The organism is Bartonella sp. AP258QHHD, from assembly GCF_042196145.1.
GTDB lineage: Bacteria > Pseudomonadota > Alphaproteobacteria > Rhizobiales > Rhizobiaceae > Bartonella.
Genome location: NZ_JBHIPR010000058.1, coordinates 1 through 18,567 on the forward strand (window position 1 = coordinate 1; position 18,567 = coordinate 18,567).

The following is an 18,567-nucleotide window of genomic DNA, read 5'->3' on the forward strand; positions in this document are numbered from 1 at the left end:
TTCAGGAATGCGAGTTTCCATGTTTTATCTCCTTGAATATGCTGGAGATACAATGCCTTTTTGCAAATTATGTTCCAAAAGGGATATAGAGCCGCTAAAAAGGAATAGGAAAGATCTAAAGCTAAGATCGAGATCATCATGGTGGGGCATTTTCTTTTGAAACTTTGTTTAAAGCGCGTTCATAGAGAGTTTTTGTTGATCATAAAAAAGGGGGGTGAAAACGACAAGGCATGTCTATAGGGCTTTATGAGGTCATTATAATATAGATGCTGTTTTGTTTATATTCTTTCATAGAATTTGAATTTTTATCTCATGACAATGTTTTGGTTGATAAACATATGATAAGCGTTACGAATGGGAATATATTTATGTTTCATAAATAAAAGCACATTTTGTATAGAGAGCTCTTTCTTTGTGTTTGCGCTATTGTATTCTTTTGACAAATGCTTTTCTTTTTGATTGTATCAAAAAGTTTAAAGAGAGACCTTGTTAGGATATAAAATGTTTCGTTCAACTTTTTTTAAAAATCGTGAAATCTATGGACCTCTTTGTATTGGATTTGATCCGAGCCATAAAGTTTTGCAATCGTGGAAACTAAGCTTTGATTATAAAGGTCTAAAAGATTTTTGTGATATTCTCTTAACAGCAGTTGTTGGTAAAGTAGGTATTATAAAGCCGCAAGTCGCATTTTTTGAATTATATGGTGTGGAAGGTCTTCAAGCTCTCAAAGAACTGATTGAAAATGCACACGAACAAGGCATATTGGTTCTGGCGGATGCAAAAAGGGGGGATATTGGCTCTACTGCTGAAGCCTATGGTAAGGCTTGGCTTGGTCCAAGTAGTGCGTTCAAGGTGGATGCCATGACAGTTAATCCTTTTTTGGGTTTTGATGCTCTTATTCCTCTGATAAAGGTTGCAGAAGAAACAGGAGCAGGGGTTTTTGTGGTTGTTCAGTCTTCTAATCCAGAGGGGAAACAAATACGAAATGCGCTTATTGGTGATCAGACACTCTCTCTTCATCTTGCACAGTGTATTTGTGATTATAATAGTCAGTCTTCGGTTATTCATCATAATATTGGCCCCATAGGTGCGGTTATAGGAGCGACATTAGGATCTGAATCAAAAGACACAATCGAGCAGTTAAAAAATAGTCTGTTTCTCGTTCCGGGTATTGGCGCTCAAGGTGGAACAATGACACAACTAGCAAATCAATTTCCACAAAGACTTTGGCAGAATGTTATTCCCTCTGTATCACGCTCTATTACAGATGCTGGACGAAATATTGTTGATTTAAAAAATGTTATCAATCATTTTGCAGAACAAGCGCAAAGCACACTGATGTCTTGAGGATTTTTGCATCTGTAATAAATCTGAAGAATTCTGAAAGGGAGGGGTTTTGAGGGGGATGCTTCCGATTTATCAAGAATCAACTGTCGCTTTGAGGTTTCTTTCAACAAGCACAGATGTCTTTTCATTGAATGTTAAGCGGGCATTTCATGTTGAGCGGGAGGCTATGTTCCTATTGAAAGTACAAATATTTTCAGTAGATTGCCTTAAGGGTAAAGGTTTGCATCTTTTAAAAGCAAAAGCTTATGCATATTGTTACCAGTTTTCAGTTGATAAAGTTATTGCAGCGTTTGTTTCTATAAGATAGACACACGTTATCGGTGAATATATATTGTTGTTAGAGAAAAATATGTTATCAAAACAAGAAAAAACCAAAGCCCGTTTACCCCGTGGGTTTGTTGATCGTACAAGTGCACAGTTGTATGCAACTGAAACAATGATTGCGCAAATTCGTGAAGTTTATGAACTTTATGGTTTTGAAGCACTGGAAACACCAATTTTTGAATATACAGATGTGCTGGGTAAGTTTTTACCGGATTCAGATCGTCCAAATGCGGGCGTTTTTTCGCTACAAGATGGTGATGAGCAATGGATGTCTTTGCGCTATGATCTTACCGCGCCTCTTGCTCGTTATTTTGCCGAGAATTTTGAAGTTTTGCCAAAGCCTTATCGCAGTTATCGTCTTGGCTTTGTTTTTCGCAATGAAAAACCAGGTCCAGGGCGGTTTCGGCAATTTATACAGTTTGATGCGGATATTGTTGGAACACCAACGGTAGCGGCTGATGCCGAAATTTGCATGATGGCAGCCGATAGTTTGGAAAAATTAGGGTTTCAGCATCATGAATATGCCATTCGTCTGAATAACCGAAAAATTCTCGATTGTGTTTTAGAGAAAATTGGTTTGGGGGGAAATGAGCAGGCTGAAAAGCGCTTAACTGTCTTAAGAGCAATTGATAAACTGGATAAATTTGGTTCTGAAGGGGTGCGTTTGCTTTTGGGAAAAGGGCGTTTGGATGAAAGTGGTGACTTTACAAAAGGGGCGGAGCTTAAGGAAAAAGAGATTGAGTGTATTCTTACCTTAACTGCTGTTGGAGCTGAAACAGCAGAAGAAACGCTTGAGGCTCTTAAAGAAGTGGTTGGTGATCATGTTCAAGGGCGTGAGGGAATTCGTGAGCTTGAGGAAATGCAAGCAATTTTTGCCGCAAATGGCTTTCAGAATCGTATCAAGATTGATCCATCGGTGGTGCGTGGACTGGATTATTATACAGGTCCTGTCTTTGAGGCTACGTTGCTGTTTGATGTTTTCAATGATGATGGGCAGAAAGTTGTTTTTGGCTCCGTTGGTGGTGGTGGGCGCTATGATGGATTGGTGGCACGCTTTCGTGGTGAAAATATTCCGGCAACAGGTTTTTCAATCGGGGTCTCACGCTTGATCGCTGCTTTGCAAAATCTTGAAAAGTTGCCTATGAAGGAGACAACAGGGCCGGTTGTGGTGCTGATGATGGATAAAGAGCCAGAGGCGGTTGCTGGTTATCAAAAAATGGTGATGCAGTTGCGTGGTGCGGGAATTCGTGCTGAGCTCTATTTGGGGGCATCGGGGATAAAAGCGCAGATGAAATATGCAGATCGACGCCAAGCGCCTTGTGTGGTTATCCAAGGCTCACAAGAACGTGAGAGCGGAAAAATACAGATTAAAGATTTGATTGAAGGGGCGCGTTTGTCTCATGAAATTAAGGATAATCAAACATGGCGTGAAAGTCGACCAGCACAAGTGACGGTTGATGAAGATCAATTGGTCAAAACAGTACAGGATATTTTAGCCGCCCAAAAATGATAATGGTAAAAGTCTTTATCGAAGTGATTGTTTGAAATATTTTGGAAATTTGAAATTCAATTTTTAAAATTTGTGCTTTGCTCGTTTATACGTGTTGGTGCACGCGTTCAAAAGCGGGGTTTTGAAGTGCGTGCGGCATAAAAGAGAGATTTTTAAGAGATAAATAAGCACTATTTGCTATAAAACGTGCCCTTCTGAGGATGCGATGATAATGCGTTAAAATGAGCAAAAAAATTGTAACGAACAAAAACTCTGAGAAAATTAAAAGGTTTCACGCAACGCTTTCCCAAAAGTTTATAAAAATATTGACAAGTTCATATTGGCTTCATCTTTGAATTCTCATCTATGAGTATCAAATCCTTTGATGTTCTCTTCTTAGACATTACAAAATTTAGCCTTATTGCAAAAGGAGGAAGAACTAGAGCGTTTTATCCTAAAAGACTTTTTAAGCTTCAAAAAACAATGGAATGACTTAAATCGAACAATTTTTTACAGGAGCATGTTTGGATGAATTGTAAGCTGCCATAATGGTAACTTACTGATAATATGCATTTTTCATAAAGTCAATTCTTTAACGGAGAAATGAAAATGGTCCAATATGATTTTACTCTGCTCTATGAACGAAATCCCTTTATTCTTGAAAGACCTGAGAATATTGGAAAATCATTTAAACTTCCTCCTTCAAATTTCGGATTTGAAGATCTTCCGCAAATTACCTTTTCAGGCGCCTCGTCGTGTCGGCGTATGATTTTTGGGTTATCATTTAGTGGTATGAAAGCATTTTTTGTGATGTTGTGGCAGGTAGGGAAAATGTTAGATGAGGGGGATGATGTGGATTTATGGTTTGATCAGATAACATTGGATCATGATATTCTTGAAGAATTTTTGACTTGCGATCTTTCAATTCAAGAACCAGAATATCTTAATTTTGAAAGTTTTAAAGAAGGTATCAAAGAATTAGAAAAGAATAAAATTGTAGCGAAGGGGACAAAAAAAGATTGTTATTTCATCAATCCAGATATTTTTGGTCTTCCTGAATGTGATGAAGATTTTGAGTTCGATGAAGAGGAAGAGATAGAAGCACACTTTACGGTAGAATACCCGAATAAACAACTCCTTTAATCGTTTTTCTCTTAGAGAAAAATAAAGGCTTAGAATAAATGGCTATGAGAACAGCAATGAGTCTGTTTAGGGTATGTGAATTGGAATGTTTGCGGGATCTGTTTTGATTTAATATTCTCCATGAATGGTTCTTTATGCAGAGCGGTTTTTATGCCATATTTTCTTCTTTTTATGAGACATAAGTTAATTTGAACTGTGCACCTCTTCAAACAAATGTTTGATCTGTATTTTCTTTCTTGGTACTTTTGTGAACTTTGCAGTAATGATGTTCATAGCTCTTGTATTTTGGCGCGTTTACGAGAGGTATTTTTACTCTTTTTAATCGTTTATTCATATGCCAATCCCGCTTGCTAATGAGCAAGAAAATAGTTTTAAGGGATTCAATATAAGAAGGGATAAAATAAAACAATCTTATGATATTCGGCTCCTCTCATTCAATATGCAAAATTATAAATTATCTTTATAAATCAAAGTATTGTTTAATACAAAGTTTTTCTCAGTATGAGAAATTTAGCATTGATCTTGCATATTTCATCAATACGTTAGTCCTTGATGTTTCTGAGAGAGTTTTGCATGAATTTGCGCATTTGGCAATTGCATCCCCATTTTTTGATAGCGTGCAACAGCTTTTAACTCTTTGATTTTTTAGCGCTACAACGGGATTTTTCATCGGCAATTTTCCAAGCTTTTTCAAAGCAGTTAAAACATAAAATATTTATTGAAAAAATTATTGCTGTAATCTTTTTTCACAGAAGGCGTACAATCAACTTATCGGGTCTGTTTTCACGAATAGATGTTGTAAAAAGTCAACGACACAAATCTTCCTCCTCAGAAAATTTGTGTCGTAAAATTTTGTTTAAATAGACGATTGGGGGAATTAGCTTTTCAATGCTTTTAAAACATGTTGTGGTGAAGAAACTTCATAAGGATCTGTTGCACAATTATCTGAAAAACCTGCTTCTTCGAACCATTGTTCAACCACACCATCATTAATAACAGCTGCATAGCGCCATGATCGCATGCCGAACCCAACATTGTCTTTTGCAACCAGCATACCCATTTTGCGTGTGAATTCACCAGAGCCATCGGGAATTAACTTCACGTTTTTGATATTTTGTGCTTTTCCCCAAGCATTCATGACAAAAGCATCATTGACGGAAAGACAATAAATTTCATCAATACCCGCTTGTTTAAATTCATCATAGAGCTTTTCAAAATCAGGCAGCTGAAAGGTTGAGCAAGTAGGGGTAAAAGCTCCAGGAAGAGAAAAAAGAATAACACGCTTTCCTTTAAAGTAAGCATCGCTGTTAACTTCTTGCCACCGATAAGGATTGTCTCCAGCCACTGATTCATCGCGTACGCGTGTGTGGAATGTTACATTGGGAACTGTTTTTTTCATCATCATGATGCTCCTGTATTCTTTTACGAAAATTTTGTTTTAAAACAGCCTTTGTATTTAAAAACATATGGTAAAAAGCGTTTTAAATAAAAGGGCTTCTTTAAAAATTCTTACTTCTAACGAGTGTGCAAATATTTCACACTTCCGTCAAGTAGAATTAATGGTCGACTTTGGATACTCTTCACCTTAAAATTATAGGAAATCATATAAAGGTATTGATATGACCATAAAGACAGTTTTAACCACGGCTTTTGAGGGGCAAAAACCGGGAACGTCTGGTTTGCGCAAAAAAGTGTCTGTTTTTCAACAACCCCATTATGTAGAAAACTTTATACAGTCTCTTTTTGATAACATTGGGCCTCTTGAAGGAAAAATGTTGATTCTTGGGGGGGATGGGCGCACTTTTAATCGTACTATCCTTCAGATTGTGTTGAAGATGGCAGCGGCGCATGGTGTCTCTTGTGTTAAAATGGGAAGGGGCGGTATTCTTTCTACACCTGCTGTTTCGCATCTTATTCGTAAAACTCATGCCCATGGTGGACTCATTCTTTCTGCAAGCCATAATCCTGGTGGTCCAGAAGGAGATTGTGGTATTAAATATAATATTTCCAATGGGGGACCCGCTCCTAATTCTTTATGTGATGCTATTTTTGCAACATCGCAACGTCTTTCTTTTTATAAAATTCTTGAAGCACCAGATATTGATTTAGATAGGCAAGGTACGATCTTTATGGGAGCCATGCGGATTGATATTATTGATCCTGTCGCTGATTATGTTGCTTTGATGCAGGAGCTTTTTGATTTTGACTGTATTGCCAAGGCTGTTGCTCGAGGTCTTACTTTACGGTTTGATGCCATGCATGCGGTAACAGGGCCTTATGCCCATGAAATTTTTGAAAAATGCTTAGGATTTTCTGAAGGGACGGTGGTTAATGGTATTCCTTTGCCAGATTTTGGAGGCGGTCATCCAGATCCCAATTTGGTTTATGCTAAGGATCTTTATGATTTATTGATGTCAGAGCAAGGACCAGATCTTGGCGCCGCCTCTGATGGTGATGGAGACCGTAACCTCATTATTGGTCGTCAACAATTTGTCTCGCCTTCGGATTCTTTGGCTATTATGGCTGAACATGCACACCTTATTAAAGGATATCGAAAAGGTGTTGTGGGGATAGCGCGCTCTATGCCGACGGGGCGTGCTGCTGATCTAGTTGCGGAAAAACACGGATTAAATTTTTTTGAAACGCCAACGGGATGGAAGTTTTTTGGAACCCTTTTGGATGCGGGAAAAGTAACCTTTTGTGGTGAAGAAAGCTTTGGAACGGGCTCTCATCACATCCGCGAAAAAGATGGTTTATGGGCTGTCCTATTTTGGTTAAATCTTGTAGCGGTAACAGAAAAAACTGTCGCACAGATTGTTCAACAGCATTGGTCCACCTATGGGCGTTTTTACACGTTACGGCATGATTATGAAGAAGTCGAAGCAGATAAAGCTTTGGCATTACTAGAGCATTTGCGTGCGCACTTACCACATGCAGGAACTGAAATTTCTGGATTTTTCGTCAAAAAAGCAGATGATTTTACATATCATGATCCCGTTGATCAGAGCGTTAGCACGCGGCAAGGTATACGTATTTTTTTCGAGAATGGAGCAAGGTTGGTGGTTCGTTTGTCGGGAACAGGGACGCTAGGTGCTACTTTACGACTTTATTTTGAACAGTATGAAAGAGATCCGCGCAAACACAATTTTAATCCGCAAGAAGTTCTCCAACCTTTGCAACAGGTAGCACTAAAACTGTTAAACATACAACAAGCATTGGGGCGAGATCGTCCTGATATTATCACCTAAGATCATTGGAATGTTTTTTTGTAAAGGTATGATGATTGATCACATGGATGTGATTTTAGGGGTGTGATTTTATGTGCATAAGGGAGAGCTTAACTCTATTTTTAGGCGAGACTTGTTTTTTCCACCTTTCCATATCAATCGGATTCCTAAAACTGCGGGATTCTTAAAACTAAATGCTGTAGGAAATTATAATCGAGCATAATCGGATCATTTATGTCCAATGGGTTTGCTCAATGGCTTGATAGCAATTTTTGTTTAATAGGGGAATGTTTCTCATACAAAACAAAATACGATCATTGTTGCACATTTCATATGTTTGTTTTAAAGAATCTTCTCTCTCAAGACACTAAAAACGCATCTTATGCGTGTTGCTTTGAAAGGGATAACCGGCCATCCATCCATTGAGCAGCACCATTTTTACGCTTATGAGAGAGTAAGACGGCACCATTATTCACTTTGCCCGCTTTCAATGTTGGCTCTTATATTTGAGAGTATTTAGTATTTTGGATAATCGTTTTACACGGATTTTCCTACTTGTAACATGCAAAAGGCTTTGGTTGTTTCAATGTAAAAGGGGTTGAGAGAAGCTCAGCTTATTTATCGGCTCTCATTCAATATACAAAACCATTAACTATGATCATAAATCAGTCTATTCTCTAACATTATGACTGTTATCTTTACTTAAATAAAAGGTTAAGTTGGGGACATCATTTTCTTGTTTCTCAATGCTGCAATAGTTTTTAGCTCTCTGAGAACGTTTTATTCAGAGATGTTCCTTTTCTAATTGTTTTGTTATCCATTCGTTAATTGCATTGGTGATGTATAAGAAAATGATTTTGATTAATTTATTAGAGAGAATGCAGTGAGTAAATTTTATGATATGCGGGGGGCTTATTTGAGTTGTATAATGATCAATCATTTTTATAAACTTGTGTATAGTATGTGATGATAGCATTCATGAATACAGTTGGCAGATGAGGATTGAAACAAAGGGAAACATTTTTCTAAAATAATGGACAATAAGCACTTCTTGCTTTATGACCAGTCATAATGAATGTTTTTTCTAAAAAAGGGAAATTTATGACCCAATATCCCAAATGTCCTCGTTGTGATTGTCTTTATACTTATGAAGATGGTGAAAATTTTGTGTGTCCTGAATGCGCGCATGAATGGCCACAAAAAAACGATGATACGGTTCTTGCCAATACTGTTTATGATGCCAATGGTCAGATTTTAACAAACGGAGATACCGTTATGGTGATAAAAGATCTGAAAGTAAAAGGCGCTTCATCTGTTTTAAAAGGGGGGACGAAGGTAAAGAATATTCGCTTGGTGGATGGGGATCATAATATCGATTGCAAAATTCCTGGGATCGGTCAGATGAGTTTAAAGTCGGAGTTTGTGAAAAAAGTTTAGGCATTTATCTTCTTGCAATTGTTTTTGCATTTCGTTGGTTTTCTATTTTTACATTCTTCTCTAATTGGGCATATTTTTCTCCAATGGGCTTCTTTTCTTGTTTCATAGATTACACCAATCAGATAGGAGCAATATGTTTTCCTTTATTGCAAAGCCATGTATCGCAGAGAAATAGCGACTCTTTCTTTTCTTTTAATATGGGGTTATGAGGGGACTGGATGTTGACTCATAAGCAACAATAAAAGTGTGCGCTTTATGAGAAAAACAACGCCGTAAAGTAGACAAACTTATTTCTGCTGAATTGAAAAAATATTCTCATTTTTTTATCAGATAATTTCTCAAACAACCATAATAGATCTGGCTTCAATGTATTTATTTTTTATGGGTAGTTACACCTTTTGCGTCATATTTATGGAAATGAGATTGAAAATGATAGAGGAAATTCTTGATTTTAAGAATGGAAAAAGGACGCTATGACCTTGATAAGGTCGTACTGTCATTCATTTTTCAGCTCTTAGTGCTGCAACAGTCTCTTATAAAAGTGTACATAAGAGCTATTAAAAATAGTTTTTGTTATTATCCAGTTTGTGCTGTGTAAGCGGACGATTTTGATTGATGCAATAAAAACAGAATTGAAATAAGAAAAATGTCAGAATTCTCATTCAAGTTGCAAAATGTGATCTTTGTCGAGTGGCTGAAACAACATATTGATTTATAATAATAAATTAGCGTTATTCATATTGAATTAGAACCCCGAATAACGTGGGATTCTCTCATTTCAAATCTGTTCCATGTTGAATCAATTAAAATCACTTGCTTGCACACCACAAGCGGGGCTGGCGTGTGGGTAAAAATGAGGAAAGAAAGGAGTAAAAATGACTCTTATGAATCGTCTTAATGAAAGAGCTGTCGCATCATTAGGGGCTGGCAGATATGATGATGGTGCCGGCTTGCTACAAGAAGTATTTTGCGTGATTTGTCGTTGGGAGCACTGAGAAAGATGAAGCAAATGGGCACTCTATCTTGCAATGTTTTCTTTTTTGTAACGAGGTCGTGTTTTCCTCGTTAAAATTGCATGACAAGATTATAAAACAAAATAAATTTAAAGTGCACATCCATGCATTGTACTTCTGTGTACGTATAAATTGGTTTATTGAAACAACTTATGCTCTTAAAAGGGCAGAAAGCTTTTTAAGGCATATGTGGAGGTGAAAGGTGAGTGAAGGTATCGTTATTGGACAGATTTTTTTAACAGTACTCTATTTTTATGGCTGCATGGCTTACTTCGAGAATTTCAGGAATAAAATGACGTAAGATCTTTACATTCCATGTTTGAGCACTGTTGAAGAGGGGCAATCGGTGTGGTTATTTTACCTATTGAGGTCAATATTTATTGTGGCATGGCTTCAACGCCTAAAACTTCAGGGATAAAATGGCGTAAAAGATTTTCAATACCATGTTTGAGGGTTGCCGTTGAAGAGGGACATCCAGCGCAGGAGCCGCGCATATTGAGATAAACAATACCATTTTCAAATCCACGAAAAGTAATATCTCCACCATCATTGGCAACCGCTGGGCGGATACGCGTTTCAAGCAGCTCTTTAATGGTTAAGACAATATCAACATCTTTTTCGTCATAAAATTCTTCGTTAAGGGCATGGGTTTGTGCTTGTGTTGTAGCGTTGGTAGTGATCACTGGCTCATTGGATAGAAAATGTTCCATGATTGTGCCTAAAATGACGGGCTTGAGATGTTGCCATTCCCCTTCTTTTTTGCTTACGGTGATAAAATCATAGCCTAAAAAGACACCATTGATATTGGGAATATTAAACAGTTTAGCCGCCAAAGGTGAGTTTTTAGCTGCTTCTTCAGGGTCACGAAATTCTAATACGCCCTCAGAAAGAACCACGCGTCCTGGCAAGAATTTAAGAGTTGCAGGATTTGGGGTGGTTTCAGTTTGTATAAACATAGATTCTCCTTTTATAACGAAGGCTTGGGAAGATCTTACATTGTAGAATATTATATTTTTTAGGCAATAGATCTAATATCTTCATCGGCAAGATTGCTAGGAATAACAATGACAGGGATTGAAAAAGCTGTTCCTTTATTCCCGATTAATTGAACAAGGGGTCCTGGTCCTTCTGTATGTCCACTGGCTGCTAAAACAATCAGTGCAATCCTTTTATCTTCGTCGATCAGTTTAGAAATCTCATCAATTTTTTTTCCTTCACGCACTACTATTTCTGTTTCAAGCGCATGGGTGGTGCGGACTTCACTGGCAATGTCTCCTAATATTTTATGAGCACTTTGCTTTGATTCTGTACGCATAACGTTGTTTACACCCAGAAAATGTTGAAATTCTACACTATCAACGACACAAAGTAATACCAATGTTCTACTGGTATTTTGGGCATGCTGTGCGGCAAACGCAACGGCACGCCGACACTCTGGTGTTTCATCGATAATAACTAAGTTTTTTTTCTTTGGTTCTTTTTTCGGATTTTGGGGTTTGGAAATCATGCACTTTCTCTATTTTGTACAAACGATTTTTTTGCTCTCTACAGTTTTTAGTTTTATTATTTTTATGTATCGTGCAAAAATCCAATAATTTCACGAATTTTTTTCATATTTTCTTCTGCGAGCATACTAGCACGTTTAGCGCCATCATGCAAAACAGAGTCGATATAATCATTTTCTTGATGAAGGCGACGTAATTCTTCTGTTATAGGGGCAAGCTTATGGACAACAAGGTCGGCTAGAGCTGTTTTAAAATGCGAAAATTGTTGACCAGAAAATTCTAAAAGAATCTTTTCTTTGCTAACTTTGGCAAAGGCGGCATAAATACCAAGCAGGTTATCTACTTCTGGTCGTTCTTTTAAAGCGGCAAGGGTATCGGGAAGTGGAGCCGAATCCGTTTTGGCTTTGCGTATCTTTTTTGCGATAAGATCAGCGTCATCGGTCAAATTAATGCGTGAAAAATCTGAAGGATCTGATTTTGACATTTTTTTCGTCCCATCGCGCAAAGACATAACGCGTGTGGCTGTTGTTCCAATCAGTGCTTCTGGAAGAGGAAAAAAGCCTTGTCTTTTTTCTTCATCTGTTTGCATAGAGATGCCAAAATTTAATTCGGCAATACGCTGTGCATAGTCGTTGTTAAATTTTTGTGCAATATCGCGTGTGAGTTCAACATGCTGTTTTTGATCTTCGCCTACTGGAACATGCGTTGCACGATAGACTAAAATATCAGCAGCCATCAAAGTGGGATAGGCAAAAAGCCCGATGGATGCTTTTTCGCGATCTTTTCCCGCTTTATCTTTAAATTGTGTCATGCGTTGAAGCCAGCCGATACGGGCAACACAATTAAAAATCCAGGCGAGTTCAGCATGTTGAAAAACACGTGATTGGTTAAAAATAATGTGTTTTTGAGGATCAATACCGGCGGCTAAAAAAGCTGCTGTCACTGTTCTGGTGGATTCGCGTAAAGTAAAGGGATCTGGGTTGACTGTGAGCGCATGCATATCCACAACACAACAGAGGCAGTGATGAGAGTTTTGCAGTTCAACCCAACGCTGAATGGCTCCAAGATAATTGCCAAGATGTAAATGACCACTCGGTTGTACGCCGGAAAAGACAAGTGGTGTGAAGGTATCCATAGGAGTGCTCTTTCTTCAATTAAGGTTATTCATTTTATTGTTTTTGACAAAGTATAGATATTATGAGCGTTTTTTCAAATTTTTAAGCGTGTGAAAAAAGGAACGGGTGTTGAATAAAAAATAGGCACTAAAATAGATCAAAAATATGCCAATCATGATCCCAGCTAAGGTGATCGCGCGCAAGAAAAATGATGCTTGTGAGGATAAAGGAAAAGACAAAAAACCAAACACATTCAATCCGTAATAGAGGGCTAGTGCACTCAAAAGAGTTGCCATCATGAGACATAATATTCGTTTTATCAGTTGGAAGTCGTATTTCCAATAACCGCGTTTGATAAGGACACTCCACAGCAAAAGGGTGTTGGCCCATCCAGAGGTAATTTCAGCAATAACAATGCCTCGTGCAGATAGAATAGGAAATAATGTTAAGGCGAGACTGATATTGATGAAAACGCAAATACCTGTAAAAATCATCGGTGTTTTGGTATCTTCATGGGCAAAAAAATTAGGAATAAAGACCTTAATAAGAACAAAAGCTGGAAGTCCTAATCCATAAAGTTCTAGTAATTGTGCAACATGGTGTGTTGATTGACTGGTAAATTGTCCTCGCTCAAAGAGCAAACTGACAATGGGAGTGGAGAGCAGCAAAAAAGCAATGGATGCTGGAAGTGTTAACAACAATGTTAATTCAATAGAGCGATTTTGTAAATGGTGGGTTTCTTTATGCTTTTTGCTCCGCAAAGCGCGTGTTAACTCTGGTAAAAGAACGGTTGCAACGGCAATGGCAATTACGCCTAAAGGCAATTGATAAAGACGATCAGCATACATCAAAGAAGAGACAGCACCCGATTGACTAGAAGCAATGTTGGTATTAATAAGCAAATTAATTTGCGTGATGCCACCTGTGATGGCTGCGGGGAATGCTAAAGTTAATAGCTTACGAACATTAGGACTTAAATGGGGCTGGCGGAAGGAAATTTTCATTCCACTTTGACGCAAAGCAAGGGCAATTAAGGTGAGTTGAAGAAGCCCTGCTGCCAATACACCCCAAGAGAGATTTAAGCCGATATGCCAAGCGTCAAGTTTATAGATCCAAGCATAGGCAAGCACACCAATCAGAATAATGTTTAAAAAGAGTGGGGCAATGGCGGCAATAAAATAGCGTCGCAGAGCATTAAGCATGCCCCCCATCATGGCAGCAAGCGACATGCAGGTTAAATAGGGAAACATGATTGCAGTAAAGTGAATTGTAGCGTTAAATTTTGTTGCATCTTCGGTAAAACCTGGGGCAATAATGGTTCGTACCAAAAAAGGCATACTCAGTTCCATCGCAATCGTTAACAGTAAGAGCAGCGAAAAGAGAACGCCAAAGACTTCTTCTGCAAATTTGCATGCCGTTTCGTGACCTTCTTCAGTGATTTTTTTTGCAAAAAGAGGAATGAAAGCAGCGTTAAAGGCACCTTCAGCAAAAAAACGACGAAATGTGTTGGGAAAACGAAAAGCAGCGTTAAAGGCATCAGAAACAGGACCTGTCCCTAGGGCTGCTGCCATAAGCATTTCGCGTACGAAGCCAAAAATACGGCTCATGAGGGTTCCGGAAGCAACTGTTGCAATTTTTTTAATCAATGTCATAAAGATATATCAGCTTTGTTGTAAAAGAGAAGCGATGACAGGAGAAATAAAGCGTTTTAAATCGTAAAAATCTGATCTCTATCCTAATCAAGGATACTTTTTGAAAGCGTTTTACGACGGTGTTTATCTTTCTGTCAACAATGGTGCTTGAAGACTTTTTTATGCTCCTTGTTTACTGTTGTATTAAAATTTTTATTGTTGCCATAAAATAATTAAAATTTCTTTTTCAAACTGAAATATGCGAGTGATATCATAACAGTTTGAAGGGATATATAATGATAATTTCTCTCTATGGGTGATGTCGTGAATAGTGCAACCCAATACCGTTCTGTTTTATGTGAGGGGTGTGAGCCTATTAAAAGAATGCAAATAAAATAAAAGCGTGGAGCAATACGTAATTTCCATTATTTATTCATTATTAAAAAAAACAGCGCTTTAGATGTTTTAAAAAGTCGTAAGGCTAAGCTAAAAGGTGATGGTAAAGCTGGTGATTACTTTTCACTTTTACGGCTTTATGTTCTCCCCAAATGTGGCTGCCTTCCCATTTTAGAGATTACATAAACAAGAGGATAGGAAGACATGATCTTTCAACAGCATTTTTCTTGTTCAGGTTTCTTTTCACAGTTGATGAGGATAAAATCTGAGAAAATAAGATAAAGTTGCTCTCTCATGGTTTCCATTCTCGTTGAGGTGCGATTGATTTGCCGATGAAGGCAAGGGGATAAAGGCTATCATTTTTACCAGAGGGGGCGAAAAAGTTAAAGTTTATGAACCTTTTAGACATTCATTGCCGTTGCTTTTGCGTGCGCCGTTTTGTGAGGTTGAATATTTTCTTGTCTTTTGGGACTCTGATTGACGTTTTCTGTCATTTTTTGCACTTTAATTGCTTCTTTATCAAGGGTGTTGGAACATTTTTCTTCATTGTTTTTCTTTATAGATTGATGCTGGATAGATTGATACTGGTTTGGTGCGAAGCGCTCATCGAATTTATGGTTATAAAAATACATGGGTTGTATATGCGGTTCTATCTCTTTTATCTGCTTGATTATTTCCATAATCTCTTTTGCTTTAATGGTTGATGTGCCAAGACTCTTCGCAAGTCTTTCAGGATTATTTTCTTTTATAACTTCATGCTCGTTTGAAGATAAGCGCTCATTAATTTTTTTGATATAAGTCCTTATCTCCCCCCTTAATTCAGGAGAGTTTGATAACATTTCTTGCTGTTGTGCTTTTGACAAGGAAAGGAGATTTTTCATCCAAGCCTTAGGCATTTCTACCGACTGTTCACACCGCCTTTGTTTTACATGATGGGTATGGAGAATGTCTCTTTCTGTTTGTTTAGAAATATTGATATAACGATCAATGGCTCTACAGAGGGGCAAAATATTTTCTTCAGCATGGGCGCGCGCGTTGTTTTTTATGCCAAATACATTGCTACCAGAAAGCTTAGAAATCGATTGGGGAGAGGTGGTAATTTGATAGGTGAGTTGTTCTCCTTCAGTATGATTTTCATGGATCATCTCAATTTTTTCCCGCAAAATATGACGATTGCCATAAATGATTTGGCACAAAGTTTCTATTTCTTTTCTTCTTGCTTGAATGGATGCGTTGTTTTTTATCCTTGTGGCAATTTCATTGTTGGTAAGGGGGGCTATTGTTTGTGCGGGGATAAGCACTTCTTGCTGGTTTTGAATTTTTGGTGCTGTAAAGGAGAGGGCGTCACCGATTTTTAATGTCTGTATTTGCTCTGGGGTGAGATCTTTTTTATTTCCCAAGATGAAAATTCCGTTAGCATCAAGCATAAAGCCATTGGGTCCACTGCCTCTGTAAAAGCCTTTATAGGTATGACCTTCTTTTGCTGTTATAATAAGATGATGATGAATACTCTCAAGCCCGATATGTTTCATACTGTCCATGAATTCTTTTAAAATAAGTATTTTTTCTGGATTTGTGATATCTTCAAGCAGATGTTTCATTTCTTCTTTATCGTTATGTTTTAGCGATGCAATGCTGGCAAGATTCATACGTTTTTCTGTTACAAGAGAAAAGTCGAGTGTGTGGCCAGCAACTTGCCCAAGTTTTTCAAAAAACATTCGTTGCGTGCGTCCATTGCCTTCTCTGAAAGGATGTGTATAGTTGAGCTGTATCAACATTTCAGTGACATGTTCAACAAATGTTTCGCGGGTTAAGCCTTTTAAACTATTCGTTTCAGCAAGTATTTTATCTAAATTTTCTAGTCTCTCTTGTATCTGTTTTGCTGAGGCAAAAGAAATACCAGCTTTTTTCATCATTGGCATATAAGCAACGGTACCATCTTCAAATGTAAATGGTTTTTCGCGTGTTTGTCCGGCCCATTCAAAAGTATTTTTAAATAGGGTGTGATGAATATATTGGAGATATGTGGAGGTTAGTTTTTGCGGTGGCGCTTCTTGGCGTAGATGAATGATTGCTTTTGTTGTATCATGGGCACATTGCACTTTTAATTTTTTATAGTCTTTTATACCATATTTATTTTTTAAGGTGATACTATTAGGGCAAAAGAAATTACGGTACATTGTCTTATTTTCTTCGGTTTCAGGCGGTGATGATAATTTCTCCTGTAAGGTGAGAGGGACGGTGTCCGTTTTTCTTGTACCAGTATCCCAGTATACCATTGCTTTTTTTGGGGGCTGTTTTGTTCTTTCTTGATGATCAGAGCGTGTTTCCTTTGTCATTTTGACAGATATTGGATTATTTGTCGCTGTATTACTGCTCTGTAAAATGTTTTTTTGAAAATCTTTTTGCATTTGCCTCATAGCGGAAGCCGATTGAGCAATTGGTTGTGCCATTTGTTCTTTTTCTTGTTCTTGCAAACTTTGGGGCATAACTTCAACGCTGTCATGTAAAGCATGAGGGGCAATCCACGGTGAAAAATGGGCTTGTTCTTTTTTCTTTGTTTGAATGGATGCGTTGTCTTTGCTCTTTTCAGTTATTTCATCGTTTTTAAGAGTGGCTCTTTTTTCTTCTTTTTCTTCTGGAAGCAATGTTTTTTGCTGGTTTTTTTCTGGGTTTTGAACTTTTTGTGCTGTAAAGGAGAGGGCATCACCGATTTTTAATGTCTGTATTTGCTCTGGGGTGAGATCTTTTTTATTTCCCAAGATGAAAATGCCGTTGGCATCAAGCATGAAGCCATTGGGTCCACTGCCTCTATAGGTACCATGATAGGTTTCTCCTTCTTTTGCAACGACAGCGAGATAATAATTTTTTTCATCCAATCCAAGCTCTCTCATAGAGTTGGTGAATTCTCGTAAGAGGAGCAATTTTTCTGGATTTGAGATATCCTCAAGCAGATGCTTCATAGGCTCTGGGTTACCATGTTCCATGGCAGCGGCGCGGACAAAGTCTTTACGTTTTTTGCTCACAAGAGAAAAGTCTAGCTCATGTCCTGCTGCTTGAGAGAGTTTTTCAACAAACAGTCTCTTTGTGCGCCTATTGCCCTCTCTGAAAGGATGCAAGTGGTGCAAATCTATCATTATACCAGCTGCTTGTTCAACGAATTCTTCGTGCGTTAAGCCTTGTAAATTATTCTTTTCAGCAAGCGTTTTATCTAACTTTTCTAGTCCCTCCTGTATTTTTCTGCCAATCGCAAAAGGTTTTGTAAATTCTTTTCTTTTCAAAATGGGCATAGAAGCAACAGAGCCATCTTCAAATGTAAAAGGCTTTTCGCGTGTTTGTCCGGTCCATTCAAATGTACGGGAAAAGAGGCGTTGATGAAGGTATTTTAGATAAGAGGCATTAAACTGCTCTGGTAGAGGTTCTTGATGCAGTTTTATCATTTCTTTTTTTACATCATTAGAACAGCATTCTTTTAATATTTCTTTATGTTTGATGCGGTATTTATTTTTAAGCACTTTGCTATTGGGGTAGAAAAAATTTTGCGCTTCTTCATTGATTTGCTTTGAAATGGCTGCATTAATTACAGAGTGTTGTTCTTGCAATTCTTCCTGTGTAGAGGAGGCACAATGTTCTGTGTTTTCTTTCATGCATATTTCCTTTCAAATGGTAACATTATTTTTTGAAATCTTCTTTGTTTACATTTTTTGCCTTATGTTATTTTCATAGCGTTTTCTTCAAAGAAGAATGCCTATTTGAATGATTGAAAAAATTGACCTTATTCGCATGGAACAAAGTTAAAGTTTATAATTTTGAAGTATTATCGTGAAATTTTATCAATGAATTCTGTAAAATAATGGGGTGTCTTATTCAAAGTTTTCTGTATTTCACACACCGTCTTTGATGCAATCTTGGCAAGATAATTGCACCAAAGTTTTGGATA

General features: G+C 37.7%; 11 protein-coding genes and 1 pseudogene. 6 read left to right on the plus strand and 6 right to left on the minus strand.

The window, feature by feature from the left end; all coding sequences use genetic code 11:
* Window positions 1–501: 501 nt before the first annotated feature.
* The 3 genes from pyrF (at window position 502) to ACFIMM_RS06465 (ending at window position 4,303) form a co-directional block, all read left to right on the plus strand.
* The gene (gene pyrF, locus ACFIMM_RS06455) at window positions 502–1,347 is read left to right on the plus strand and encodes an orotidine-5'-phosphate decarboxylase (protein WP_375627884.1); all 846 of its coding nucleotides are present in this window, start codon (window positions 502–504) and stop codon (window positions 1,345–1,347) included.
* A 349-nt stretch (window positions 1,348–1,696) separates the two neighbouring features.
* The gene (gene hisS, locus ACFIMM_RS06460; RefSeq protein ID WP_375682805.1) at window positions 1,697–3,181 is read left to right on the plus strand and encodes a histidine--tRNA ligase; all 1,485 of its coding nucleotides are present in this window, start codon (window positions 1,697–1,699) and stop codon (window positions 3,179–3,181) included.
* A gap of 588 nt (window positions 3,182–3,769) precedes the next feature.
* Window positions 3,770–4,303 (plus strand): replication protein, encoded by a 534-nt coding sequence (locus tag ACFIMM_RS06465; protein ID WP_375613583.1) that lies wholly within the window; start codon window positions 3,770–3,772, stop codon window positions 4,301–4,303.
* A gap of 877 nt (window positions 4,304–5,180) precedes the next feature.
* Here the strand turns inward: ACFIMM_RS06465 and ACFIMM_RS06470 are convergent.
* Window positions 5,181–5,705 carry a peroxiredoxin gene (locus ACFIMM_RS06470; protein WP_375613588.1) on the minus strand — a complete coding sequence of 175 codons (525 nt, stop codon included), beginning with the start codon at window positions 5,703–5,705 and terminating at the stop codon, window positions 5,181–5,183.
* A gap of 217 nt (window positions 5,706–5,922) precedes the next feature.
* Here ACFIMM_RS06470 and ACFIMM_RS06475 point away from each other — a divergent pair, with 217 nt between their 5' ends.
* From ACFIMM_RS06475 to ACFIMM_RS06485, 3 genes and pseudogenes are all read left to right on the plus strand, one after another.
* Window positions 5,923–7,551: an alpha-D-glucose phosphate-specific phosphoglucomutase gene (locus ACFIMM_RS06475; RefSeq protein ID WP_375681357.1), complete on the plus strand. Its 1,629-nt coding sequence runs from the start codon at window positions 5,923–5,925 to the stop codon at window positions 7,549–7,551.
* Between the two features lie 1,080 nt (window positions 7,552–8,631).
* Window positions 8,632–8,967 carry a zinc ribbon domain-containing protein YjdM gene (locus ACFIMM_RS06480; protein WP_273790940.1) on the plus strand — a complete coding sequence of 112 codons (336 nt, stop codon included), beginning with the start codon at window positions 8,632–8,634 and terminating at the stop codon, window positions 8,965–8,967.
* Window positions 8,968–9,842: 875 nt separating this feature from the next.
* Window positions 9,843–9,923 (plus strand): annotated as a pseudogene (locus tag ACFIMM_RS06485) (DUF4102 domain-containing protein); the annotation flags it as partial.
* Between the two features lie 434 nt (window positions 9,924–10,357).
* Here ACFIMM_RS06485 and ACFIMM_RS06490 read toward each other — a convergent pair.
* The 5 genes from ACFIMM_RS06490 to ACFIMM_RS06510 all read right to left on the minus strand — a co-directional run bounded on the left by ACFIMM_RS06490 (window position 10,358) and on the right by ACFIMM_RS06510 (window position 18,274).
* Window positions 10,358–10,936 carry a NifU family protein gene (locus tag ACFIMM_RS06490; RefSeq protein WP_375668492.1) on the minus strand — a complete coding sequence of 193 codons (579 nt, stop codon included), beginning with the start codon at window positions 10,934–10,936 and terminating at the stop codon, window positions 10,358–10,360.
* 59 nt (window positions 10,937–10,995) lie between these two features.
* Window positions 10,996–11,487, minus strand: a complete 492-nt coding sequence (locus ACFIMM_RS06495) for a universal stress protein (protein ID WP_375612177.1) — start codon at window positions 11,485–11,487, stop codon at window positions 10,996–10,998.
* A 62-nt stretch (window positions 11,488–11,549) separates the two neighbouring features.
* Complete coding sequence (gene trpS / locus ACFIMM_RS06500) at window positions 11,550–12,620, minus strand: tryptophan--tRNA ligase (RefSeq protein ID WP_375682804.1); 1,071 nt, start codon at window positions 12,618–12,620, stop codon at window positions 11,550–11,552.
* Window positions 12,621–12,680: 60 nt separating this feature from the next.
* The gene (gene murJ / locus ACFIMM_RS06505; protein ID WP_273790944.1) at window positions 12,681–14,252 is read right to left on the minus strand and encodes a murein biosynthesis integral membrane protein MurJ; all 1,572 of its coding nucleotides are present in this window, start codon (window positions 14,250–14,252) and stop codon (window positions 12,681–12,683) included.
* A gap of 776 nt (window positions 14,253–15,028) precedes the next feature.
* Entirely contained in the window at window positions 15,029–18,274 is a 3,246-nt protein-coding gene (locus tag ACFIMM_RS06510) for a BID domain-containing T4SS effector (protein ID WP_375692675.1), read from the minus strand.
* Window positions 18,275–18,567: the final 293 nt, after the last annotated feature.